A 23714-nucleotide genomic window follows, 5' to 3' on the forward strand; every position below is an offset into this window, starting at 1 on the left:
CCCAGCCGACACGCTCCTGTTGTGTACACGCTAGCCAGGCGTCGCCCCCGGTCAGTCCAATGCCCCCTGCATCCAACGACAGGGGAGGACCGGATGACATCCGACGCCCGTCACTCACAGCACGCCCCCGAACTGCGCGCCGCCGCCCGGCACATCGGCCGCCGCCGCTTCCTGACCGCCACCGGCGCCGCCGCCGCGCTCGCCTTCGCGGTCAACCTGCCCGCCGCCGGCGCGGCGAGCGCCGCGGAACTCGACGCCCGGCGGATCACCGACGACCCGTTCACCCTCGGCGTCGCCTCCGGCGACCCGCTGCCCGGCTCCGTGCTGCTGTGGACCCGGCTCGCCCCGGCCCCGTACCAGCCCGACGGCGGACTGCCTGCCGAACGCGTCACCGTGCACTGGGAGTTGGCGCACGACGAGCGGTTCCGCCGCATAGCGAGACGCGGCACCGCCACCGCCCACCCCGAGTTCCAGCACACCGTGCACGTCGAGGTCGGCCACCTCGACGCCGACCGCGTCTTCCACTACCGCTTCCGCGTCGGCGACTGGGTCAGCGAGACCGGCCGCACCCGCACCGCCCCGCGGCCCGGCAGCGGCGTCGACTCGCTCACCCTCGCCGCCGTCTCCTGCCAGGCCTACCACGACGGCTACTTCACGCCGTACGCCCATCTCGCCGCCGACGACGTCGACGTGGTCTTCCACCTCGGCGACTACCTCTACGAGTACGCCGTCAACTCCGCCGGCGGCACCCGCGCCTACACCGACCGCACCCTGCCGGCCCTCTTCAACCGCGAGACGGTGACCCTGGAGGACTACCGGCTGCGCTACGCCCTCTACAAGACCGACCCCGACCTGCGGGCCGCGCACGCCGCGCACCCCTTCGTCGTCACCTGGGACGACCACGAGACCGAGAACAACTACGCCGGCGACACCCCCGAGAACAGCGTCCCGCCGGAGGAGTTCCTGCTGCGCCGCGCCTCCGCCCACCGCGCCTACTGGGAGCACCAGCCGCTGCGCCGCCCGCAGTTGCCCACCGGCCCCGACATGCAGCTCTACCGCCGCCTGCACTGGGGCACCCTCGCCCAGTTCGACGTCCTCGACACCCGCCAGTACCGCACCAACCAGGCGCAGGGCGACGGCTCCAAGGTGCCGGGCCCGGAGGTCGACGACCCGGCGCGCACCATGACCGGCGAGACGCAGGAACGCTGGCTGCTCGACGGCTGGCGCTCCTCGCGGGCGCTGTGGAACGTCGTGCCGCAGCAGGTCGTCTTCTCCCAGCGGAAGTTCGATCTCACCGAGCCCTCCCGCGTCTCCATGGACGCCTGGGACGGCTACCGCGCCTCCCGCCGCCGCGTCCTCGACGGCGCCGAGGCCGCCGGCGTCGACAACCTCATGGTCCTCACCGGCGACGTGCACGTCGGCTACGCCTTCGACATCAAGGACGACTTCGACGACCCGGCCTCCCGCACCCGCGGCACCGAGATCGTCGCCACCTCGATCTCCAGCGGCAAGGACGGCGCCGAGCGGCCCGCGAACTGGGAGACGTACCTGACCGCCAACCCGCACCTGAAGTTCTACAACGGGCGCCGCGGCTACGTGAACGTCACGCTCGGACAGCAGCGGGCGCGCGCCGACTTCAAGACCGTGCCGTACGTGTCCACGCCGGGGGCGCCGGTCACCACGGCCGCGTCCTTCGTCACCGAAGCGGGCGAGCCCGGCCTCAAGCCGGCATGAGTTCCGCCGTCGGGTCCGCCTCGGGCGCCTCGCCCGGGTAGCGGACCCCGACCCGGTCCCGGATCGCGTCCAGCGTCCGCATCACGGCGAGCGTGCCGTCGAGCGGCACCAGCGGCGACTCCGTCTCACCGGCGCGCAGCGCCCGCATCACCTCGCGGGCCTCGTGCCTGAGGCTGGTCCGCGGACCGTCCGCCGGGTCGGCCGTGAACTCCTCGGGGTCACGGCCGTCCCGGTGCAGCACGAACCGGTCCGGGAAGAAGAACCCGCCCGGCACGTCGATCCGGCCCGCCGAGCCGGTCACGGACGCCGACGTCGCCGTACCGCCCACGATCGAGCAGTGCGCCGAGGCCAGCGCGCCGCTCTCCCACGACAGCAGCGCGCCCGTCTGCAGGTCGACGCCCTCGTCCGAGAGCACCGCGCGCGCCGTGACGTCCGACGGCTCACCGAGCAGCAGGTGCGCGAACGACACCGGGTACACGCCCAGGTCGAGGAGCGCGCCGCCGCCCTGCGCCGGGTCGCGCAGCCGGTGCGACGGGGGGAACGGCCCCGCGAGCCCGAAGTCGGCCTGGACGGTGCGCACTTCGCCGACCGCCCCGTCGTCCACCAGCGCCTTGAGCCGCCGCACCAGCGGATTGCAGTACATCCACATGGCTTCCATCAGGAAACCGCCGCGCGCCCGCGCCAGCGCGACCAGTTCCTCCGCCTCGCGCGCGTTCAGCGTGAACGCCTTCTCGCACAGCACGTTCCGCCCGGCCTCCAGACACAGCCCGGCGGCGGCCCGGTGCGCGGAGTGCGGCGTCGCCACGTACACCACGTCGACGTCCTCGTCCCGCGCCAGCGACTCCCAGTCGCCGTACGCCCGCGCGATGCCGAACCGGTCCGCGAACGCCCGCGCCGCCTCCTGGGTGCGCGAGGCCACCGCCACGACCTCCGCGTCCGGCAGATCCACCAGATCCGCCGTGAACGACGCCGCGATCCCGCCGGTCGCCAGAATCCCCCAGCGCACGCTGCGTTCCGTCATTGCGGTCCCCACCCTCGGTCGTGTGACCCTCGCCACTGCGTACGAGCAGTCCGTTCGAGCTGAGAGCATAGGTGGCGGATCACACGGAGAGGGAGGGGCACATGCCCGAGCGCGGGGCGTCGACAGCGGACAGAACAACCAAGGCGGCCATACCGGAACCAGGCCACGCGACTCCCGCGCTCCGCCGCATCGGCCTGCTCGTCACCCTCCTCCTCGGCGGCCTCACCGCCACGCCGCCCCTGGCGATGGACATGTACCTCCCGGCGCTCCCGGAGGTCACCCGCTCGCTGCACGCGCCCGCCGCGACCGTCCAGCTCACCCTCACCGCCTGCCTCGCCGGCATGGCATTCGGCCAGCTCGTCATCGGCCCGATGAGCGACAAGTGGGGCCGCCGCCGCCCTCTGCTCACCGGCCTCGCCGTCTACGTCGTCGCCACCGCCCTGTGCGCCGTCGCGCCCAACGTCGAACTCCTCGTCGCCTTCCGGCTGGCGCAGGGCCTCGCGGGCGCCGCCGGCATCGTCATCGCCCGGGCCGTCGTCCGCGACCTGTACGACGGCATGGCCATGGCCCGGTTCTTCTCCACCCTCATGCTCATCTCCGGCGTCGCCCCGATCGTCGCGCCCCTCATCGGCGGCCAGATCCTGCGCGCCACCGACTGGCGCGGCGTGTTCGTCGTCCTCACCGGCGTCGGCGCCCTGCTGGCCGCCCTGGTCTGGTGGAAGCTCCCCGAGACCCTGCCCGCCGCCGAACGGCACTCCGGCGGCGTCGGCGAGGCGCTGCGCTCCATGCGCACCCAGCTCGCCGACCGCGCCTTCACCGGCTACATGCTCGTCGGCAGCTTCACCTTCGCCGCCCTGTTCGCCTACGTCGCCGCCTCGCCGTTCGTCGTCCAGGAGATCTACGGCGCCTCCCCGCAGACGTACAGCCTGCTGTTCGGGCTCAACTCCGTCGGCCTGATCGCCGTCGGCCAGATCAACGGGCGGTTCTTCGTCGGCCGGGTCCGCCTCGACCGGGTCCTCGTGGCCGGACTCGTGGTCGTGACCGCCGCCGCGACCGCGCTGCTGCTGATGTCCCTCGGCGTGTTCGGCGACGTCGGGCTGCCCGCCGTCGCCGCCGCGCTGTTCGTCCTCATGTCCGCGATGGGCGTCGCCCTGCCCAACGCGCAGACCCTCGCCCTGATGCGCGTCGAGCGCTCCGCCGGGGCCGCGTCCGCGCTGCTCGGCACCTCGTCCTTCCTCATCGGCGCGATCGCCTCCCCGCTCGTCGGCATCGCCGGCGAGGACACCGCCGTCCCCATGGCCGTCGTCCAACTGGCCACCGCGCTCGTCGCGCTGGTCTGCTTCGTGGCACTGTGCCGTACCCGCAGGGCCCCGGACCGGACGGCCCCGGTCGCCGCGGGCCCCGCGGCGGCGGCCCCGGCCGAGGGAGCGGACAGCTGAGCGCGCCCCGACTGCGCGGCGGAACACCCGAACGGGCCGGACTCGACCCCGAGGAACTGCGCCGCCTCGTCCAGGAGGTCCACGACCTCACCGCCGGCGACCGCCCCTGGGCGGCCGGCGCCGTCGTCCTCGTCGGACGCGGACCCGTGCTCGCCGTCGCCGAGGCCGCGGGCTGGGCCGTCCGCCACGTCGCCCACGACCCGCGCACCGGACGGGACGTGGAACTGCCGGCCCACGCGCGCGTGCCGATGACCGTCGACACGCCCTTCGACCTGGCGTCCCTGACCAAGCTGTTCACGTCCGTCGCCGCCGTGCAGCAGATCGAGCGGGGCACGCTCGGCATCGACGCCCGGGTCGGCGCCTACCTGCCCGACTTCCACGCCGCCGCCCGGCACGACCTCACCGTGCGCCACCTGCTCACCCACACCTCCGGACTGCGCCCCGAACTCCCGCTGTACGACTGCCCCGACGACGCGGCACGCCTCGCGCTGCTCCAGGCCGAGGAACCCGTCACCGAGCCCGGCACGTACGGCTACTCCGACCTGAACATGCTGCTCCTCCAGCACGTCCTGGAACGCGTCACCGGACGCACCCTCGACGTCCTGGTCCGCGACGGCATCACCCGCCCCCTCGGCATGACGTCGACCCGCTTCGGGCCCTGCCCCGGCGCCGCGGCCACCGAGGACCAGCGGCGGCCGTGGGCCAAGGCCGACCGGGGCATGCTGCGCGGCGAGGTGCACGACGAGAACGCGTGGGCGCTGGGCGGCGTGGCCGGTCACGCCGGACTGTTCGCCACCGGCCCGGACCTGGCCGTGTTCTGCCGCGCCCTGCTCGCGGGCGGCTCGTACGGCCCCGCCCGCATCCTCGGCCCCGACTTCGTGGAGCTCCTCCTGACGCCGCCCGGCCTCGGCTTCGCCATGGACCAGCCGTGGTTCATGGGCGAGCTGTCCGGCCGGGGCGCGGCCGGACACACCGGCTTCACCGGCACGTCCCTCGTCCTGGACCGGGCCACGGACACGTTCCTGATCCTCCTGGCGAACACCGTCCACGCGAGACGCCGCCCCCCGGACAGCCGCCCGAGAGCGGCCGCGGCGACCCGGGTGGCCCGGGCAATCCGCAGCTGACTCCCCGGGGTCCGCCGCCCCCCGGGGTCCGCCGCCCCCCAGGTCCGCTGACTCCCCGGTCCGCCGCCCGCCCCCGGTCCGCCGCCCCCCAGGTCCGCCGACTCCCCAAGTCCGCCGACCCCGTCGGTCCGCCGCGGCTTCGCCCCGTGCCGGGTGGTGTCCCTACAATCGCCGGGTGAACGCCCCCGCCCCCGCCGCCTCCGACACCCTGCGCACCGCGCTCGGCGACCTGCTCGACGGCCTCCCGCCCCGCCAGGCCGCGCAGGCGGTGGAGCGGCTGATCGCCAGCTACCGCGGCAGCACCCCCACCGACGCCCCGATCCTCAGGGACCGCGCCGACGTCGTCGCGTACGCCGCGTACCGCATGCCCGCCACCTTCGAGGCGGTGCGCTCGGCGCTCACGGAGTTCGCGGCGGCCGTGCCCGACTGGACGCCCGGCGGCCACGTCGACGTCGGCGGCGGCACCGGCGCGGCGACCTGGGCGGCGGCCGCGACCTGGCCGGGAGCCCGGCCGGTGACCGTCCTCGACTGGGCCGAACCGGCGCTCGCGCTCGGCCGGGAGATCGCCGCCGCCGAACCGGCCCTGCGGGACGTCCGCTGGCAGCGCGCCCGGATCGGCACCGCGCTCACCCTCGACCCCACCGACCTCGTCACGGTCTCCTACGTGCTCAACGAACTCGCCGCCCCCGACCGCGCCGCCCTCGTCGACGCCGCCGCGACCGCCGCCCGGGCCATCGTGATCGTCGAACCCGGCACCCCCGACGGATACGCGCGCGTCATCGAGGCCCGCGACCGCCTCGTCGCCGCCGGCTTCCACGTCGCCGCCCCCTGCCCGCACAGCGCCGCCTGCCCCATCGCACCCGGCACGGACTGGTGCCACTTCTCGGCGCGGGTCAGCCGCTCCTCCCTGCACCGCCAGGTCAAGGGCGGCTCCCTCGCCTACGAGGACGAGAAGTTCAGCTACGTCGCCGCCACCCGGCTCCCGGTCACCCCGGCCCCCGCCCGCGTCGTCCGGCGCCCGCAGATCCGCAAGGGCCAGGTCCTGCTCGACCTGTGCGAACCCGACGAACGCCTGGACCGCCGCACGATCACCAAACGCCACGGCGACCTCTACAGGTCCGCCCGCGACGCCGCCTGGGGCGACCCCTGGCCCAGCCCGTAGGAACTCTCCGAGGCCGGGGGCCAAGGCACCGCGAGACGTCTCGTCTCACCGTCTTGCTACGGTCGACGCATGGTCACCGAGCCCGCCGCCCCCCGCACCCCCGACTCCTCCCGCCGCAGCGAGCGCTCCCGGCGCGCCATCTACGACGCCGCCCTCGCCCTCGTCACCGAGGTCGGCTACGCGCGCACCACCATCGAGGGCATCGCCGCCCGGGCCGGCGTCGGCAAGCAGACCATCTACCGCTGGTGGGGATCGAAGGCGGACGTGCTCATGGAGGCCTTCCTCGACCTCGGGGAACAGGCCGCGCGGGCCGCCGGACAGGAGGGCGACGCCATCCCCGACACCGGTGACGTCGCCGCCGACCTCAAGGCCGTCCTGCGCGCCACCGTCGACGAACTGCGCGCCCCCGCCTTCGAGGCGCCGTCACGGGCGCTGGCCGCCGAGGGCGTCGTGGACGAACAGCTCGGCCGGGTGTTCGTCACCAAGCTCCTGGAACCCTCGCTCCAGCTCTACGTCGACCGGCTGCGCGCCGCGCAGGACGCCGGCCAGATCCGCCCCGACATCGACCCGCGCATCGCCCTGGAACTGTTCGTCTCCCCGCTCGCCCAGCGCTGGCTCCAGCGCACCGGCCCGATCTCCCACGAGTACACCGACACCCTCGTCGACTACGCCCTGCACGGCCTGGCGCCCCGTACCTGAGCCCCGCGGACCGTCCGGCGCCGCCTGTCCGAGCCCCCGCCGAGCCCCCGCCGTGCGCCCGGCGCGCCCCCGCCCGCGCCCACCCCGGTTGCGGGCTCCGGCCCCCCGAGGCGCACGATGGTGGGACGATAGGGCATGCTGGCACGCACGACGGCGAGGCGAGGGGATAGATGAGCGCGAGGTTCGGCGGCCGTACCGGCCTGCGGGGCAAACTCACCCAGTGGCTGCCCGGACGCCGCCCCAAGGAGGCCGTCGGCGACGACGGCCGCGAGGCCCTGCTGCTCGCCGCCGCCGCCGCGGGACTGCCCCTCGCGCCCGCCGCGCACCCGGCCGGCTACCGCTGCTCCTGCGACCGCGTGGGCTGCCCCACCCCGGCCCGCCACCCCGTGTCGTTCGCCTGGCAGACGCAGTCCACCACCGACCGCGCCCAGATCGAGCGCTGGGCCCGGCACCAGCCGCAGGCCAACTTCATCACCGCGACCGGCATGACCCACGACGTCCTCGACGTGCCCCTGGACGCCGGCCGCGAGGCCCTCGCCCGGCTGCTCGCCGCCGGCATCGACGTCGGGCCCGTCGCCGAGAGCGACGACGGCCGGCTGCTGTTCTTCACCCTCACCCGCGGCACCCCCGAGGACGAGGACGAGTGGTGGCCCTGCGAGCTGGACTGCCACCCCGAGACCATGGACGAGCACCCCGGCCTGCGCTGGCACTGCCGCGGCTCCTACGTCCTCGTACCGCCCGCCCGGCTGCCCGGCGACGACGACCAGTCCGTGCACTGGGTACGCGGCCCCGAGCACGAACTCCCCGACCCGCTCAGCCTGCTGGAGGTCCTCACCGACTCCTGCGCCCGGCACGCGGGCGAGGAGCCGGCCCAGGCCTCCTGGCCGCTGCGGCGCTGAGACGAGCGGCGCCCGCGCCGGGACGAAGGGCGCCCGCGCCGAGGCGAGGGGCGCCCGGCTACTCGCCCAGCGCCGACGTCAGCCCCTGCACCCGGCCGAGGATCTCCACGTCCCCGGAACCCTTCGGGTCGAGCGCGGCCTGGTTGGAGACGAACTCCATCGTCAGCGACTGCTTGATCTCGCCCTTCGTCAGCGCCAGCACGCTCTTGTTCGGTGTCGGCACCGAGGCGCCCGCCGCGGCCGTCTGCTTCTGGAAGTGGCGCGTGGTGAAGAACACCAGCGCGTCGCCGTCCGCGGTGCGCAACCCCAGCGGCGCGTAGTCGCCGCTCGTCAGCGGCTCGTCGATGTACTGCGTGGCCAGACCCGGCTTCGCCGCCTCCTTCTTGCGCAACTGCCGCCACACCGTGGTGTGCGTGCCCGCCGCGAAGGAGTCCCCGCCGTCCTTCAGATACGTCGTGTAGTCGCCGCTCAGCCGGCTCGGCGCTATGGCGACGTCCGTGGAGTTCGTGTCCACGGCCTCCGCCCAGCCGTCCTTGTCCGTCTTGAACTCCGGTACGTCACCGGGGGCGAGCAGCGTCAGATACGCCACCTCCCACGGCTCCTCCAGGCCGCCCCGCGTGAACACCAGCAGCCAGCGCGCGTCGCCGCCCTTGTTGGCCCGCGCGTCGGCGAGGAACCAGCGCGGCCAGCCCGCCTTCTTCGGAATGGTGAACTTCGGGTCCGTCAGCCTCAGCGGTGTGTGCGCGGGATTGCCGCCCGGGTTGTTCGCCCGGCCCGCCTTCAGCCGCGCCCCGTCGATGTCGGCGAGCGCGCCGGTGACGTGGTCGGCGTCCAGGGAACGGTCGTAGGCCTTGTCGGCCTCGTTGTACGCGGTCGTGAACTGCCGCAGCGCCTTGGCCGCCTCGGCACGGGTGGCCGACGGGAGCACCTCCCGCTCCCCGTGCACCACGACACATCCACTCGCCGTCATCGACAATGCGGTCACCGACGCCGCAATCAGGGCGCTCCGGTCAAGCCTGCGGAGCCTTCGAGGGCCGCGATCCCTGCTCATGAGGTCCCTTCACCTTCCCCTTTCACGGAGGCGAACCCTACCGGGGCGAGGAACACCGCGAGTGCCGGGTCCGGGGGACAGCGGCCACACCGTGACCTGGAGCCCGCGGACCCCTCGGCGCACGACCGGCGCACGATGCTTCAATGCCCCGGTGACTGACTACGACGTGCTGCGCGTCTTCTGCGCGGCGAACGGCGGCTACGGCAACGAACTCGGCGTCGTCCGCGACGGTTCCGTGCTGCCGGACCCGGCCGGGCGGCAGGAGCTCGCGGCCAAACTCGGCTTCAGCGAAACGGTGTTCGTGGACGACCCCGAGCGCGGCGTCATCGACATCTACACGCCGACGCTGCGCCTGCCCTTCGCCGGCCACCCCTGCGTCGGCACGGCCTGGCTCCTCGACGTGCCCGAACTCGTCACGCCCGCAGGGGTGGTGGGCGCCCGGCTGGACGGTGAGTTCAGCTGGATCGAGGCCCGCGCCGACTGGGTCCCGCCGCGCACCCTGCGCCAGTACGCCTCCGCCGCCGAGGTCGACGACCTGGCCGTACCGCCGCCGGGGGAGTGGCTCTACGCCTGGGCGTGGGAGGACGAGGCGGCGGGGCGGGTGCGGGCCCGCGCCTTCCCCGGCCGCGACGACGGCATCGAGGAGGACGAGGCCACGGGCGCGGCGGCGCTGCTCCTCACCGACCTGCTGGGCCGGGCCCTCAACATCACGCAGGGCGCCGGCTCCCAGATCCTCACCGCACCGCAGCCGGGCGGCTGGACGGAGGTCGGCGGCCGGGTCCACCTGGAGCGCTGAGCCCCGCCCGCACGCGCGCGGGTGGCCGTCGCACGTCCGAGGTCAATCGAGCGCCCGTACGGGTGCAGCGGCGTGTGTGCGAGGACGGGAACGGGGACCTCTGGCCCGACCACTCAGCTTCGTGAGAGGAGCCTCATGCGTATCCGATCAGTCCTGGCAGCAGCTCTGCTGACCGCCGCCCTCACCGCCACCGGCACGGCCACCGCGACGGCCGTCACCGAACACCCGCAGCACAACTCCGGCGGTCACGGCGGTCAGTGCGACTCCTACTTCGGTGGGATCGACACGGTGTCCAGCGACATCTTCTGGGGCGGCGTCCGCTGCGGCCACCACTGAGCCCTGCTGCACCACCGGGCCCTCCGCACGCACGCGTGCCGGGGGCCCGGCGCCGTCCGGCCGGGCGGAAGGGGCGGCAGGCGGGCGGGCCGGTCAGGCGGAGAGCGGGAACTCCTCGCCCAGGGCCCGGAAGACCGCCGTGTTCAGCGCGAAGGCCCGCTTGCACTCGGCGACGATCCGCTGCTTCTCCAGCTCGTCCGCCCGGATGCCGTCCAGCAGCTCCCGGTAGGTCCGCTTGAACGCGGCCGGGTTGGCGATCCCCTCGAACACGTAGAAGCGGACGCCGTCGCCCTTCTTCGCGAAGCCCCACGTCTTCTCCGCCTTGTCCCGGATGATCTGCCCGCCTGACAGGTCCCCGAGATAGCGCGTGTAGTGGTGGGCGACATAGCCGCCCGGCCAGGTGCGGGCGCACTCCTCCACCCGCGCCGCGTACTCCCGCGTGGCCGGCAGCGCCGTCAGCGTCGAGCGCCAGCCGGGCCCCCGCAGATGCGCCAGGTCCCGCTCCAGCGAGGCCAGCCGGAACAGCTCCGGGCGCACGAACGGCCCGGCCACCGGGTCCGACGCCAGCGGGCCCGCCGTCGCCTCCAGCGCCTCGTACACGAACCACAGCTGCTCCGTGTAGCGCGCGTACGCCGCCACGCCGAGCCGGCCGCCGAGCAGGTCGCTCATGAACGTCGAGGTCTCCGCCTCCACGTGCTGCTCGTGCGAGGCGGTGCGGATCTGTGCCGAGAACGCGTCCATGAGCCCGATCCTTCGTGGTGAGGGGTCCTGAGTCAATGCTTTACCGACAGGCTGTCGGCAAAACACGACGCGGAGCCCCGTCAGGGCAGGGTGAGGATCTCCGCGCCCGAATCCGTCACGACCAGCGTGTGCTCGAACTGGGCGGTGCGCTTCCTGTCCTTCGTCACCACGGTCCAGCCGTCGTCCCACATGTCGTACTCGTGCGTCCCGAGCGTCAGCATCGGCTCGATCGTGAACGTCATCCCGGGCTGGATCACCGTCGTCGCGTGCGGGCTGTCGTAGTGCGGGACGATCAGACCCGAGTGGAACGCCGTGCTGATGCCGTGGCCGGTGAAGTCCCGCACGACGCCGTAGCCGAACCGCTTCGCGTACGACTCGATGACCCGGCCGATGATGTTGATCTGGCGGCCCGGCTTGACCGCCTTGATGGCGCGGTTCAGGGCCTCGCGGGTGCGCTCGACCAGCAGCCGGCTCTCCTCGTCGACGTCGCCGACCAGATACGTGGCGTTGTTGTCGCCGTGCACGCCGCCGATGTACGCGGTCACGTCGAGGTTGACGATGTCGCCGTCCTTCAGGACGGTGGAGTCCGGGATGCCGTGGCAGATGACCTCGTTGACCGACGTGCACAGCGACTTCGGGAAGCCGCGGTAGCCCAGCGTCGACGGGTAGGCGCCGTGGTCGCACATGTACTCGTGCGCCACCCGGTCCAGCTCGTCCGTCGTCACGCCCGGCGCGATGTGCTTGGCGGCCTCCGCCATCGCCCGCGCGGCGATGCGGCCGGCGATACGCATCGCCTCCACGGTCTCCGGGGTCTGCACCTCGGGTCCCGTGTAGGGCGCCGGTGCGGGTTTGCCCACGTACTCGGGACGGCGGATGTTTCCGGGTACGGAACGGGTGGGAGACAGCTCCCCTGGTACGAGCAGCGACTGGCCAGACATGCCAGCGAGTCTAACCAGCGGGCGTGGGGGACCATGTCCGTGGCGAAAGGAGCCGGTCATGGCCCTGTTCAAGAAGCGCACGGTCGGAAAACCGGGCGAGTGGTACTACTGCCTGAAGCACCAGAAGGTCGAGGAGGGCCCGGAGTGCCCCGCGAAGGACCGCTTCGGCCCGTACACCACCCGCCAGGAAGCGGAACACGCGATGGAGATCGCCCGCGAACGCAACCTGGAATGGGAAACGGACCCCAACTGGCACGACGGCCCGAACCGCCCGACGGAGGGCTGACCGGGGCGGGCGCGGGCGGCACCCCGCACCGCCGCCGACGGCGGACGCCGTGACGCCCGCCCGCACCTCACCACCGCGCCGCCGGCGGAGCCATCACCCGCTCCGCCAGCTCGGACAACCGGTCGCGGAACCGCCGCCGTCCCCGCGGCAGCGGCCCCGCGTTCTCACCCGCCGCCGCACTCACCAGGTGCTGCACCGTGTCCAGGTCCAGCTCTCCCTCCCCGGGCACTCCCAGCGCCTCGTGCGCCATCGCCCCCAGCTCCCCCTCCGCCACGCCGCCCCCCAGCGCCAGCACCCGCGCCCCCGCCCGCCGCGCGTCGTACACCCGCTCCAGCAGCGGCGCCCCCGGCTCCCCGGGCGCCACCACGAACAGCGTCTCGCCCCGCCGCGCCGCCGCCAGCCGCCCGAGACCCACCGCCAGGTGCGCCGGGTCCGAGGGGCGCGCGTCGTGCCGTACGAGCGTCGGCGCCAGCTCCGGCGTGCCCGACCACGCGGCCTCGTCCACCAGGTGCGCCGCGAGATGCCACGGCTCGTAGTCCTCCGTGCCGACGAGCAGCAGCCCGCCCCCGTGCGACACGACCGACCCGCGCAGCACCCCCGCGAACCGCCGCGTGGCCCCCAACCACTCCGTCCCGGCGAGCACTTCACGCAACAACGCGACCCGTACGGCATCCATGGGGCCGCATCCTGCCGCAACCGGGCCCGCCGGACGCCGGGTTCGGCCCGGATTCGCCCGACCCGGGGACCCGGGCCTTCCGGACCGTGGGGAGGCCCACCTGGGCCGGGGGCGGCGCCGGCCCGCACGTAAAGTCGGCCCATGACCTCCAACGACAGTGCACAGACGCCCGCCGCGGCCCCCGCGAAGGCCCCCGCCAAGGACCCCTGGGACCTGCCCGACGTCTCCGGTCTCGTCGTCGGCGTGCTCGGCGGCACCGGCCCGCAGGGCAAGGGCCTCGCGTACCGCCTCGCCAAGGCCGGCCAGAAGGTGATCATCGGCTCCCGCGCCGCCGACCGTGCCGAGGCCGCCGCCGCGGAACTCGGCCACGGCGTCGAGGGCGCCGACAACGCCGAGACCGCCCGCCGCAGCGACATCGTGATCGTCGCCGTCCCGTGGGACGGCCACGGCGACACGCTCCGGGCGCTGCGCGAGGACCTCGCGGGCAAGCTCGTCGTCGACTGCGTCAACCCGCTCGGCTTCGACAAGAAGGGCGCCTACGCGCTCAAGCCCGAGGAGGGCAGCGCCGCCGAGCAGGCCGCCGCGCTGCTCCCGGACTCCCGGGTGACCGCCGCCTTCCACCACCTGTCGGCCGTCCTCCTCCAGGACCCGGAGATCGACGAGATCGACACCGACGTGATGGTGCTGGGCGAGGAGCGCGCCGACGTGGAGACCGTCCAGGCGCTCGCCGGACGCATCCCCGGCATGCGCGGCATCTTCGCCGGGCGGCTGCGCAACGCCCACCAGGTGGAGTCGCTCGTCGCCAACCTGATCTCCGTCAACCGCCGCTACAAGGCGCACGCCGGGCTCCGCGTCACGGACGTATGAGGCGATGGGGGACACTGGTGACGGCAGCAGGTGCCCGCAGTGTCCCCCGACAGGAGCCGAACGTCATGCCCCGTCTCGCCCTCTACAGCCTCGCCGTCTGTCTCCTCGCCGTGGCCGCGGCCGTGGTCTCCTTCGTGAACGGCATGTGGCTCGGGATCGTCTGGGTGCTGATCGCGGGCCTGTCGTCCAACATGACCTGGTACTACGTCAAGCGCGGCCGGGCCGCGGCGGCCCGTGACCGGTCCGTCACGGGCTGACCGAGCAGTAGCCGTCGGAGCCGCGCCAGAAGCGGTACAGGTCGTAGCCGCAGTACGTGTCCACCTCGCCGATCCCCAGCGAGCGCAGCACCGCGTCGACCGCGTCGAAGAACACGGCGTTCACCGACGGCACCCACAGCAGCGCGAACACGAACAGCAGGCCGAACGGCGCGAACGGCTCCACCTGCCGCTTCACCCGGTACGACAGCCAGGGCTCCAGCACGCCGTAGCCGTCCAGGCCCGGCACCGGCAGGAAGTTCAGGATCGCCGCCGTCACCTGGAGCAGCGCCAGGAAGGCCAGCGCGTACCGGAAGTCCCGCGGCACCCCGTCCAGCGCGTCCAGCCAGAACGGCGCCGTGCACACCACCGCGAACAGCACGTTCGTCAGCGGACCCGCCGCCGAGATCAGGCTGTGCCGCCAGCGGCCCCGGATGCGGCCCCGCTCGATGAACACCGCGCCGCCCGGCAGACCGATGCCGCCCAGCATCACGAACACCACCGGCAGCACGATGCTCAGCAGGGCGTGCGTGTACTTCAGCGGGTTCAGCGTGAGATAGCCCTTGGTGCCGACGGACAGGTCGCCGCTGTGCAGGGCGGTACGGGCGTGCGCGTACTCGTGCAGGCACAGCGAGACGATCCACGCCGCCGTCACGAACAGGAAGACCGCCACACCGGGCTGCGCGGCGAACCCGGTCCAGGTGGCCCACCCCGTGACCGCCGTGACGGCCACGATCCCCAGGAACACGGGACTGACCCGCCGATCACTGCGCCGACTGGCGGTGGTGGCCATGAAAAACCCCCGAACTGGCGATTGGACCTCGCCGAGAAACCTCGCTGGACTGCCCGACGGTACTGGACCGGGCCGCCGCGGCGGCAGCCGCGTCCGGGCGGCACCCCGCGAACACGGACAGCGAAACCAGGGACAATGACCCCGTGCGCTACCGCGTCCTCGGCCCCACCCGGGCCCACCTCCCCGACGGCACCCCCGTGCCGGTCGGCGGCCCACGCCTGCGCGCCCTCCTCACCGTCCTCGCCCTGCGCCCCGGCCGCACCGTGCCCGCCGGGCTGCTCGTGGACGAGGTCTGGCACGCCGACGCGCCGCCCGCCGACGCCCCCGGCGCCCTCCAGGCCCTCGTCGGCCGCCTCCGCAGGGCGCTCGGCGCGGACGCCGTCGCCTCACTCGACGGCGGCTACCGCCTCACCGCCGGCCCCGACGACATCGACCTGCACCACTTCGAGCGTCTCGCCGCCGAGGGCACCCGCGCCCTCGCCGACGGCGACGCCGCCAGGGCCGCCGTCGTCCTGGACGACGCCCTCGCCCTGTGGCAGGAACCGCCCCTGGCCGACCTGCCCGACCGCACCGCCGAGGCCGCCCGCTGGGAGACCCGGCACCTCGACGTCCTGCGCGCCCGGCACACCGCGGCGCTCGCCCTCGGCCGGGCCGAGCAGTCCCTGCCCGAACTGACCGCCCTGTGCGACGGCCACCCCCTGGACGAACCTCTCCAGGCCCTGCGCCTGCGCGCCCTGCGGGACGCCGGCCGCCCCGCCGAGGCCCTGGCCGCCTACGACGCCGTACGCCACACCCTCGCCGACCGCCTCGGCTCCGACCCCGGGCCCGAACTGCGCGCCGTGCACGAGGAGTTGCTCCGGCAGGACGACCCGCCCGCACTCGCGCCGAAGGCACCGGCCCCCGCCGCGCCACCCGCCCCCGGCAACCTCCGCGCCCGCCTCACCTCCTTCGTCGGTCGGGAAGGCGACATCGAGGCCATTCGACGCGACCTCGGAGCCGCGCGGCTCGTCACCCTCATCGGCCCCGGGGGCGCCGGCAAGACCCGGCTGTCGCAGGAGGCCGCCGAGGCCGCGCGGGACGCCGCCCCGGACGGGGTGTGGCTGGCCGAACTCGCCCCCGTGGACGACCCCGACGCCGTCCCCGAGGCCGTACTGACCGCGGTCGGCGCGCGCGAGACCGTGCTGTACGGCGCGGGCGCCGAGAGCATGCGGGCCGTCGCCGACCGCCACGGCGACCCCCTGGAACGGCTCGCCGAGCACTGCGGCAGGCGCCGCATGCTGCTCGTCCTCGACAACTGCGAGCACGTCGTCGACGCCGCCGCCCGGCTCGCCGCGGAACTGCTCGCCCGCTGCCCCCGGCTCACCGTCCTCGCCACCAGCCGCGAACCCCTCGGCGTACCGGGGGAGTTGGTGCGCCCCGTGGAGCCGCTGCCCGAACCGGTCGCGCTGCGGCTGCTCGCCGACCGGGGCGCCGCCGCCCGCCCCGGCTTCCGCGTCGAGGACGACCCCGAGGCCTGCGCGGAGATCTGCGGCCGGCTCGACGGACTGCCCCTCGCCATCGAACTCGCCGCCGCCCGGCTCCGCATGATGACACCCCGTCAGATCGCCGACCGGCTCGACGACCGCTTCCGCCTGCTCACCTCCGGAAGCCGCACCGTGCTGCCCCGCCAGCAGACCCTGCGCGCCGTCGTCGACTGGTCCTGGGACCTGCTCGACGCGGGCGAACGGGACGTCCTCGGCCGCCTGTCGGTCTTCGCCGGCGGCTGCGACCTGACCGCCGCCGAGGCCGTCTGCGGACCCGGCGCCCTCGAAGCGCTCGGCTCCCTGGTCGACAAGTCCCTCGTCGTCGCCGCCCCCGCACCCGACGGCGCGATGCGCTACCGGCTGCTGGAGACCGTCGCCGAGTACGCCGGGGAACGCCTCGACGAGTCCGGCCACCGCCCCGGGACCGCCCGCGCCCACCTCACGTACTACCGCGAACTCGCCCGCACCACCGACCCGTTGCTGCGCGGCCCCGGCCAACTCGCCGCCGTGGAACGGCTGGAGCGCGAGTACGAGAACCTGCGCACCGCCCTCAGGTACGCCGTCGCCGAACGCGACGAGCAGGAGGCGCTGTGCGTCGTGCTGAGCCTCGCCTGGTACTGGCAGATGCGCGACCTGCGCATCGAGGCCCGCACCTGGTGCCGCGAGGTCATGGCCCTCGGCCCCGACCCGTTCGCCGAGCCACTGCGCCGCGCCGCCCCCGTCCTCCGGCGCTGCACCGACACCCCGCCCCCGATGACCGGCGAGATCCTCGCCGAGGCCCGCCGCGGCGTCCACCTGGCCCACCTGGCCTGCATGGACACCGAGCTGGACGCCTGGCAGACCCCGGCCGCCCAGGCCAAACTGCGCGCCATCTCCGCCGTCTACGAGCCCGGCCTGCCGCAGACCTGCCGCAGCCCCGGCATGCTCTGGTTCTACGCCGTCATGCTCACCGGCGACATGGAGCGGCTGCGCGACATCGTCGAGGCCTCCGTCCGCACCTGCCGCGCGACCCCCGGCTACGAGTGGGAACTCGCCGCCTGCCTCCAGATGCGGGCCAACATCCTCGCCAACCGCGCCGACTGGGCCGGCGACGCCTTCCGGGACGCCGACGAGGCCCTGGAGATCTACCGGCGGCTCGGCGACCACTGGGGCGCCGCCGAGGCGCTCTCCGCGCGCGGCGAGGCCCACGAACGCAAGGGCGCACACCGGCTCGCCGCCGCCGACTACGAGGCGGCCGTCGACTACGCCGAACGCCTCGGCGCCCGCGCCCAGCGGGCCGTGCTCCGCGCCCGCCTCGGCAGCGCCCTGCTGGAGTGCGGCGACACCGAACGCGGCGAGCGGATGCTGCGCGAGGTGATCGACGGACACGACGGCGGCCACAGCGAGGCGCTGCCCGCCGCCCGGCTGTTCCTCGCCGGCTGGCTCGGCGTGACCGACCGCGTCCCCGAGGCGCGCGAGCAACTCCGGCTGCTCCGCGAGGGCTTCGCCGTCGCCCACTTCGTCCTCTTCGACGCCATCATCCTCGGCGCCGAGGCCTGGCTGGACGCCGCCGAAGGGCTCAACGAGGAGAGCCTGGCCAAGTCCCGGCGCGCCGTCGAACTGGCCGCCGACCCGCTGTCGCAGACCATCTCGCCGCACATGCGCTCCGCGTACTTCGTCGTCGCCGCGAGCGCCCTCGCCGACGCCGACGGCGGCAGCCGCGCCCACGACGCCGCCCGGCTGCTCGGCGCCGCCGACGCCCTGCTGCCGCCCGGCCACGTCGCCTCCGCCTGGGAACGCGAGGTGTACACGTGCGCCGAGGCGCGCGTACGGGCCGCCGTCGGCGAGGAGGCGTACGCCGCCGCGTACGCGGAGGGCGGCGGCCTCTCCGTCGAGGAGGCCACCGCCCTCGTCTGACTCCGGCGCCGCACCGCAGCGCCGACGTCAGCTCCTCGTACGGAACTTGTGGATCGCGACCGGCGCCATCACCGCCGTGATCGCCACCGACCAGCCGAGCGTCAACCACAGATCGCCCGCGACCGGCCCGCCGACCATCAGCCCCCGGGCCGCGTCGGCCAGCGACGACAGCGGGTTGTACTCGGTGAAGCTCTGCAGCCAGCCCGGCATCGACTGCGGCGGCGCGAAGATCGACGAGCCGAACTGCAGCGGCATCAGCACCAGGAACCCCATCGCCTGCACGGACTGCGCGTTCTTCATCACCACGCCCAGCGTCAGGAACACCCACATCAGGGCCGAGCCGAACAGCACGGACAGCCCCACGGCGGCCAGCAGCCCGGGCCAGTCGGTGATGTCGAAGCCCACCATGACACCGACCACCATCAGCACGGCGGTCGCGAACAGCATCCGCATCAGCTCCACCGCGATCTTCGCGAACAGCACGGAGCCGCGCCCGATGGGCAGCGAGCGGAACCGGTCCATGACCCCGGTGTTGAAGTCCTGGTTGAAGCCGGTGCCCACCCCCTGGGCCATGTTCATGCCCATCATGGCCATCAGCCCGGGCACGATGTACTGCACGTACTGCTCCTGGCCGCCGCCGAGCGACTGCCCGATGGAGCCGCCGAAGACATAGACGAACAGCAGGGTGAAGACGACCGGGAACAGGATCGCGTCGAACATCGACTCCGGGTCCTGCCGGATCCACAGCAGGTTGCGGCGCACCAGCGCGCCGGTGTGCCGCAGATGCCCGCGCAGCGGGATCCGGGCGTCGGCCGTCGCGTCGGACGGGTGCACGGTCGTGGCGGTCATGCGGCGACCTCCTCGCGGTCGTCGGCGGGCACGGCCTCCCGCGGGGCACCGGGGCGGTGGCCGGTGAGCGACAGGAACACCTCGTCCAGGCTGGGCAGTTCGGTGCTGATCGACGCGAGCGTGATGCCGCGCGCGGTGACGGCGCCGACCACGGCGGTCAGTTGCTCGTCGCTCAGCACCGGCACCAGCACGGCGCCGCGCTCGGCGTCCACCGCGGTCGTCGCGAGCCCCGTGATGCCGAGGCCGTCCAACGCGGCGGCCAGCGGGCGCAGGTGCGCCGGGTCGGCCGGCCGGACGCGCAGGGTACGGCCGCCGACCCTCGCCTTCAGCTCCTCGATGCCGCCCCGGGCGACGACCCGGCCCCGGTCCACGACGGTCAGCCCGGAGGCGAGCTGCTCGGCCTCCTCCATGTACTGCGTGGTCAGCAGCACGGTGACACCGTCGCCGACCATGCGCCTGACCTCGTCCCACACCTCGTTGCGGGTCCGCGGGTCCAGTCCCGTCGTGGGCTCGTCGAGGAACAGCACCGAGGGGTGGCCGATCATCGACGCGGCCAGGTCGAGCCGGCGTCGCATGCCGCCGGAGTACGTGGCCGCCGGCCGCCGCGCCGCGTCGGTCAGCGCGAACCGCTCCAGCAGTTCGTCCGCCCGCGCCCGCGCCCGGCTCCGGGAGAGATCGAGCAGCCGCCCGATGAGGTACAGGTTCTCCCAGCCGGGCAGCTTCTCGTCCACGGACGCGTACTGCCCGGTCAGCCCGATCACCCTCCGCAGGTGCCGGGGCTGCCGTACGACGTCGTAGCCCGCCACCGTCGCCCGCCCCGCGTCGGGCGCGAGCAGCGTGGACAGGATCCGCACCAGCGTTGTCTTCCCGGCGCCGTTCGGCCCGAGCACCCCCATCACCGTGCCCTCGCGCACGTCCAGATCCACACCGTCCAGCGCCCTGGTGTCCCCGTAGTGCTTGACCAGCCCCCGCACGGTGACGGCGGCCGCGCCGGATTCGTCGTCGATTCGCGTCATGCCACCGACGCTCCCACCCGTAACCGACAAACCACCGACAAACCACCGACAGGTCATGGCAGCCGGTACGGCGGCAGCCCCGCCGACGGGGGAAGATCGGCGGGGCTGCCCGGGGTGTTACCGCAGTGGTCAGTCGTCCGTCGGCCGGAGTCCGGCCGACGGCGTTAGTGAACCGCGTGCTCCTCAGTGAACCGCGTGCTCCTCGGCCGGGAACGCCCCGCCGACCACGTCCTCGGCGAACGCCTTCACGGCCCCGCCCATCACCTCACGCAGATCGGCGTACTGCTTCACGAACTTCGGCACGCGCCCCCCGGTCAGCCCGAGCATGTCGGTCCACACCAGCACCTGCGCGTCCGTTTCCGCCCCGGCCCCGATCCCGACCGTCGGGATGTGCAGCGTCCGCGTCACCTCGGCCGCCAGCTCGGCCGGCACCAGCTCCAGCACGACGGCGAACGCGCCCGCGTCCTGCACGGCCTTCGCGTCCCGCAGCAACTGCGCCGCCGCCTCCTCGCCGCGCCCCTGCACGCGGTAGCCCATCGCGTGCACCGACTGCGGCGTCAGACCGATGTGCGCCATCACCGGGATGCCGGACTCCACCAGCAGACGGATCTGCTCGTGCGAGCGCTCGCCGCCCTCCAGCTTGACCGCGCCGACCCCGGCCTCCTTCACCAGCCGGGTCGCCGAGCGCAGCGCCTGCACCGGACCCTCCTGGTAGGAGCCGAACGGCAGGTCGCCGACGATCAGGGAACGCTTCGTGCCCCGTACGACCGCCGCGGACAGCATGGTCATCTCGTCGAGCGTGACGGGCACGGTCGTGTCGTACCCGAGGTGGCAGTTGCCCGCCGAGTCGCCGACCAGCAGGACGGGGATCCCGGCCTCGTCGAAGACGGACGCGGTCAGGGCGTCGTACGCGGTGAGCATGGGCCACTTCTCGCCGCGCTCCTTGGCGGTGGCGATGTCCCGGACGGTGATGCGACGGGTGCTCTTGCCTCCGTACAGCGCCCTGCTGCCGTCGGAGGGCCTGGGCTGCGCAGTCTGGGCAGCGGAAAGCCGCGTCATGGCAACGCTCCTCACAAGTCATCTCGAGGCGCCCTCACGGCGTCCCCGGATCCCCTCCATGGTGGCACTTCGGCCGGGCGACGGCTAGGCCGGGTTCCGGGCCGGTCCCTGTGACGCGTTCCACGCTCCACAGGGACCGGCCCGGCCTGTCACGCCGCCGTTCACGCCGCCGCGGTCCGCTCGGCGAGCAGGTCCGAGATGGCGTGGACGGTGCGCAGGGTGGGCACGTCCACGCCGGTGAACTCCGCCAGTTCCACGACCGCGGCGAGCAGCACGTCGAGCTCGAGCGGCTTGCCGCGCTCCAGGTCCTGGAGCGTGGAGGTGCGGTGCTCGCCGACCTTCTCGGCCCCGGCCAGGCGGCGCTCGATGGAGACACCGACCTCGCAGCCGAGGGACTCGGCGACGGCCAGGGTCTCCCGCATCATGACCTCGATGACGCCGCGGGTTCCGCCATGCCGGCACATCTGGGCCATGGTGGCCCGCGACAGCGCGCTGATCGGGTTGAAGGAGATGTTGCCGAGCAGCTTCAGCCAGATGTCGTTGCGCAGGTCGGGCTCGACCGGGCACTTCAGGCCCCCGGCGATCATGGCCTCGCTGAACTCCCGGCAGCGCTCGGACACACTGCGGTCGGGCTCGCCGATCGAGAACCTGGTGCCCTCCAGGTGCCGTACGACGCCGGGGCCTTCGAGCTCCGTGGCGGCGTACACGACGCAGCCGATGGCCCGCTCGGGCGCCAGCACCTTGCTGACCGCGCCGCCCGGGTCCACGCTCTCGACGCGCCGGCCGTCGTGCGGGCCGCCGTGCCCGTGGAAGTACCACCACGGAATGCCGTTCTGCGCGGCGATCACCGCCGTCGTGTCGTGGAGCAGGGGCTCGATCAGCGGCCCGCACGCCGCGTACGAGTTGGCCTTCAGGCCCAGGAAGACATGGTCGACCGGGCCGATCTCGGTGGGGTCGTCGGTGGCATGGGCGCGCGCGGTCCAGTCACCGCGCGGGCTGAGCACCTTGACACCGTCCTGCCTCATGGCCGCGAGGTGCGGTCCACGGGCGACGAGGTGGACGTCGGCGCCCGCGCGATGGAGGGCGGCTCCGACGTAAGCGCCGATGGCACCGGCGCCGAGGACTGCGACTTTCACTGGGTAACGCTCCGATCGGTCGAGGGATACCACGGTGCGAATGTTGTCGACAGGATATTGTCTACAGTATGGAACTTTTGGGGGCAAGGCTTCGTGCACCGCATGCGGCATCGTGGGGCTGGTGGAGAAAGTGAGCTGTAGACTGTAGACGAAAACCAATAGATATGGGTTCGGCCTGCTGTGCACGGATCTGCCCGAGGAGGGACCGCATGTTGTCGACCGGACTGCCCCAGGGGGCGGTGCCCAAGCTCGAACGGCCCGGACCGTTGCGAGAGCGGGTCTACGAGGCACTGCTCGAACTCATCATCACCAGGGCCCTCCAGCCCGGGCAGCATCTCGTCGAGAGCGACCTCGCCGGCCACCTCGGTGTGTCCCGGCAGCCCGTGCGCGAGGCCCTTCAGCGGCTCAACACCGAGGGCTGGGTCGATCTGCGGCCCGCCCAGGGCGCGTTCGTGCACGAGCCGACCGAGCAGGAGGCCGACCAGCTCCTCGCCGTACGCACCCTGCTGGAGGCCGAGGCCGCGCGGCTCGCCGCCGCCAACGCCGACGCCGAGGGTGTGGCCGCGCTGGAGGCGCTGTGCGTCGAGGGCGAGGCCGCCGTCGCCGCCGACGACGTGGACGCCCAGGTCTTGATGAACGCCCGCTTCCACGCCAAGATCATGGAGCTGGCGGGCAACACCGTGCTCGCCGAACTCCGCGGCCAGGTCGACCGGCGCGTGCGCTGGTACTACACGCCCGTCGCCCGGCAGCGCGGCAAGCAGTCATGGATCGAGCACCGCGCCATCATCGCCGCGATCAACGACCACGACGAGCAGTTGGCCGGCCGGCTGATGCGCGAGCACACCGAGCACACCCGCCGCTCGTACCACGCCCGCGCCAAGTCCTGAGCCGCCCAGGGGACCTGCACCCTCCGCGGTCCTGCCCGCCCTGCCAGTGCGCCGTGTCCAAGGCTCTCCCCCCGTCGCCACGCCCGTCGTGGACAGCGGGGGGAGAGCCTTGTGTGCGGGGAGGGCGTCAGGCGGGCTCGCCGACCGGCTGCGGACCGGGCTTGGCGCCCCGGTGCTTGGGCCGCCCGGGTGGGTGGAGGAAGAGGGCGACGAGGCCGGCGAAGATGGAGATGGAGCCGGCGAGGACGAAGGCGCCCGCGTAGTCCCAGGTGGCGACGACGACGGCGCCCATGCCGGAGCCGAGGAGGCCGGAGACGAGTTTGGAGGAGTAGACGAGGCCGTAGTTGGAGGCGTTGTTGTTCTCGCCGAAGTAGTCGGCGGTCATCGCGGCGAACATGGGGAAGATGGCGCCGCCGCCGAAGCCGGAGATGGAGGAGAACAGCAGGAACAGGGGCAGGTTGCCGATGTTGCCGGAGAAGAGGATGCCGTATTGGGACAGGCCGAGGACCATGCAGACGAAGATGAGGCACTG

24 protein-coding genes are annotated in these 23714 nt (G+C 73.6%); 13 read left to right on the plus strand and 11 right to left on the minus strand.

Translation table 11 applies throughout. The features are described from left to right. Positions 1-93: 93 nt before the first annotated feature. A complete protein-coding gene (locus ACZ7D7_RS30830; protein WP_470828589.1) occupies positions 94-1734 on the plus strand; it encodes an alkaline phosphatase D family protein in 1641 nt (546 codons plus the stop codon). Here the strand turns inward: ACZ7D7_RS30830 and ACZ7D7_RS30835 are convergent. Beyond that, the gene (locus tag ACZ7D7_RS30835; RefSeq protein ID WP_470828590.1) at positions 1721-2755 is read right to left on the minus strand and encodes a Gfo/Idh/MocA family protein; all 1035 of its coding nucleotides are present in this window, start codon (positions 2753-2755) and stop codon (positions 1721-1723) included. The genes ACZ7D7_RS30830 and ACZ7D7_RS30835 overlap by 14 nt on opposite strands. Positions 2756-2856: 101 nt before the next feature. On the opposite strand from ACZ7D7_RS30835, the gene ACZ7D7_RS30840 reads away from it, so the two are divergent. The 5 genes from ACZ7D7_RS30840 (at position 2857) to ACZ7D7_RS30860 (ending at position 8078) form a co-directional block, all read left to right on the plus strand. Next, entirely contained in the window at positions 2857-4194 is a 1338-nt protein-coding gene (locus ACZ7D7_RS30840) for a multidrug effflux MFS transporter (protein WP_470828592.1), read from the plus strand. Between the two features lie 11 nt (positions 4195-4205). After that, positions 4206-5318: a serine hydrolase domain-containing protein gene (locus tag ACZ7D7_RS30845; RefSeq protein WP_470828633.1), complete on the plus strand. Its 1113-nt coding sequence runs from the start codon at positions 4206-4208 to the stop codon at positions 5316-5318. Between the two features lie 175 nt (positions 5319-5493). Beyond that, positions 5494-6480 carry a small ribosomal subunit Rsm22 family protein gene (locus ACZ7D7_RS30850; RefSeq protein ID WP_470828593.1) on the plus strand — a complete coding sequence of 329 codons (987 nt, stop codon included), beginning with the start codon at positions 5494-5496 and terminating at the stop codon, positions 6478-6480. A 69-nt stretch (positions 6481-6549) separates the two neighbouring features. Continuing rightward, positions 6550-7179, plus strand: coding sequence for a TetR/AcrR family transcriptional regulator (locus ACZ7D7_RS30855; protein WP_470828595.1), 630 nt, complete (start codon positions 6550-6552; stop codon positions 7177-7179). A 170-nt stretch (positions 7180-7349) separates the two neighbouring features. Next, the gene (locus ACZ7D7_RS30860) at positions 7350-8078 is read left to right on the plus strand and encodes a bifunctional DNA primase/polymerase (RefSeq protein ID WP_470828597.1); all 729 of its coding nucleotides are present in this window, start codon (positions 7350-7352) and stop codon (positions 8076-8078) included. A 58-nt stretch (positions 8079-8136) separates the two neighbouring features. Here ACZ7D7_RS30860 and ACZ7D7_RS30865 read toward each other — a convergent pair whose 3' ends face one another. Further along, positions 8137-9129: an SCO2278 family lipoprotein gene (locus ACZ7D7_RS30865; protein WP_470828599.1), complete on the minus strand. Its 993-nt coding sequence runs from the start codon at positions 9127-9129 to the stop codon at positions 8137-8139. Between the two features lie 151 nt (positions 9130-9280). Between ACZ7D7_RS30865 and ACZ7D7_RS30870 the strand changes: the two genes are divergently transcribed. Next, the gene (locus tag ACZ7D7_RS30870) at positions 9281-9925 is read left to right on the plus strand and encodes a PhzF family phenazine biosynthesis protein (protein ID WP_470828600.1); all 645 of its coding nucleotides are present in this window, start codon (positions 9281-9283) and stop codon (positions 9923-9925) included. Positions 9926-10060: 135 nt separating this feature from the next. Continuing rightward, entirely contained in the window at positions 10061-10261 is a 201-nt protein-coding gene (locus ACZ7D7_RS30875) for a hypothetical protein (RefSeq protein WP_470828602.1), read from the plus strand. A gap of 93 nt (positions 10262-10354) precedes the next feature. On the opposite strand, the gene ACZ7D7_RS30880 is transcribed toward ACZ7D7_RS30875, so the two are convergent. After that, a complete protein-coding gene (locus ACZ7D7_RS30880; RefSeq protein ID WP_470828604.1) occupies positions 10355-11002 on the minus strand; it encodes a biliverdin-producing heme oxygenase in 648 nt (215 codons plus the stop codon). A gap of 80 nt (positions 11003-11082) precedes the next feature. Next, positions 11083-11940, minus strand: a complete 858-nt coding sequence (gene map, locus ACZ7D7_RS30885) for a type I methionyl aminopeptidase (RefSeq protein ID WP_470828605.1) — start codon at positions 11938-11940, stop codon at positions 11083-11085. 58 nt (positions 11941-11998) lie between these two features. On the opposite strand from map, the gene ACZ7D7_RS30890 reads away from it, so the two are divergent. Next, complete coding sequence (locus tag ACZ7D7_RS30890) at positions 11999-12226, plus strand: hypothetical protein (protein WP_470828606.1); 228 nt, start codon at positions 11999-12001, stop codon at positions 12224-12226. Positions 12227-12293: 67 nt separating this feature from the next. On the opposite strand, the gene ACZ7D7_RS30895 is transcribed toward ACZ7D7_RS30890, so the two are convergent. Continuing rightward, positions 12294-12902 carry a hypothetical protein gene (locus tag ACZ7D7_RS30895; protein WP_470828608.1) on the minus strand — a complete coding sequence of 203 codons (609 nt, stop codon included), beginning with the start codon at positions 12900-12902 and terminating at the stop codon, positions 12294-12296. 141 nt (positions 12903-13043) lie between these two features. Here ACZ7D7_RS30895 and npdG point away from each other — a divergent pair, with 141 nt between their 5' ends. Continuing rightward, complete coding sequence (gene npdG / locus ACZ7D7_RS30900; protein ID WP_470828609.1) at positions 13044-13769, plus strand: NADPH-dependent F420 reductase; 726 nt, start codon at positions 13044-13046, stop codon at positions 13767-13769. A 65-nt stretch (positions 13770-13834) separates the two neighbouring features. Further along, complete coding sequence (locus ACZ7D7_RS30905) at positions 13835-14026, plus strand: hypothetical protein (RefSeq protein WP_470828610.1); 192 nt, start codon at positions 13835-13837, stop codon at positions 14024-14026. Here ACZ7D7_RS30905 and ACZ7D7_RS30910 read toward each other — a convergent pair. After that, complete coding sequence (locus tag ACZ7D7_RS30910; RefSeq protein ID WP_470828612.1) at positions 14016-14816, minus strand: site-2 protease family protein; 801 nt, start codon at positions 14814-14816, stop codon at positions 14016-14018. The genes ACZ7D7_RS30905 and ACZ7D7_RS30910 overlap by 11 nt on opposite strands. Before the next feature lie 143 nt (positions 14817-14959). On the opposite strand from ACZ7D7_RS30910, the gene ACZ7D7_RS30915 reads away from it, so the two are divergent. Next, on the plus strand, positions 14960-18235 hold the full coding sequence (locus tag ACZ7D7_RS30915; RefSeq protein ID WP_470828614.1) for an AfsR/SARP family transcriptional regulator: 3276 nt from the start codon (positions 14960-14962) through the stop codon (positions 18233-18235). Positions 18236-18262: 27 nt separating this feature from the next. Here the strand turns inward: ACZ7D7_RS30915 and ACZ7D7_RS30920 are convergent, their stop codons facing one another. The 4 genes from ACZ7D7_RS30920 to ACZ7D7_RS30935 form a co-directional block, all read right to left on the minus strand. Continuing rightward, positions 18263-19084 carry an ABC transporter permease gene (locus ACZ7D7_RS30920; RefSeq protein ID WP_470828616.1) on the minus strand — a complete coding sequence of 274 codons (822 nt, stop codon included), beginning with the start codon at positions 19082-19084 and terminating at the stop codon, positions 18263-18265. Beyond that, the gene (locus ACZ7D7_RS30925; protein ID WP_470828617.1) at positions 19081-20100 is read right to left on the minus strand and encodes an ATP-binding cassette domain-containing protein; all 1020 of its coding nucleotides are present in this window, start codon (positions 20098-20100) and stop codon (positions 19081-19083) included. Before ACZ7D7_RS30925 ends, ACZ7D7_RS30920 begins: the two co-directional genes overlap by 4 nt. A 183-nt stretch (positions 20101-20283) precedes the next feature. Continuing rightward, complete coding sequence (panB, locus tag ACZ7D7_RS30930; protein WP_470828619.1) at positions 20284-21159, minus strand: 3-methyl-2-oxobutanoate hydroxymethyltransferase; 876 nt, start codon at positions 21157-21159, stop codon at positions 20284-20286. 161 nt (positions 21160-21320) lie between these two features. Next, positions 21321-22295 carry a 2-dehydropantoate 2-reductase gene (locus ACZ7D7_RS30935; RefSeq protein ID WP_470828620.1) on the minus strand — a complete coding sequence of 325 codons (975 nt, stop codon included), beginning with the start codon at positions 22293-22295 and terminating at the stop codon, positions 21321-21323. A gap of 209 nt (positions 22296-22504) precedes the next feature. Here ACZ7D7_RS30935 and ACZ7D7_RS30940 point away from each other — a divergent pair, with 209 nt between their 5' ends. Next, positions 22505-23182: a GntR family transcriptional regulator gene (locus tag ACZ7D7_RS30940; RefSeq protein ID WP_470828622.1), complete on the plus strand. Its 678-nt coding sequence runs from the start codon at positions 22505-22507 to the stop codon at positions 23180-23182. 127 nt (positions 23183-23309) lie between these two features. Here ACZ7D7_RS30940 and ACZ7D7_RS30945 read toward each other — a convergent pair. Next, positions 23310-23714, minus strand: a 405-nt coding sequence (locus ACZ7D7_RS30945) for an MFS transporter (RefSeq protein ID WP_470828623.1), incomplete at its 5' end; no start/stop codon positions are given.

This window comes from Streptomyces sp. NPDC037054, assembly GCF_055606745.1.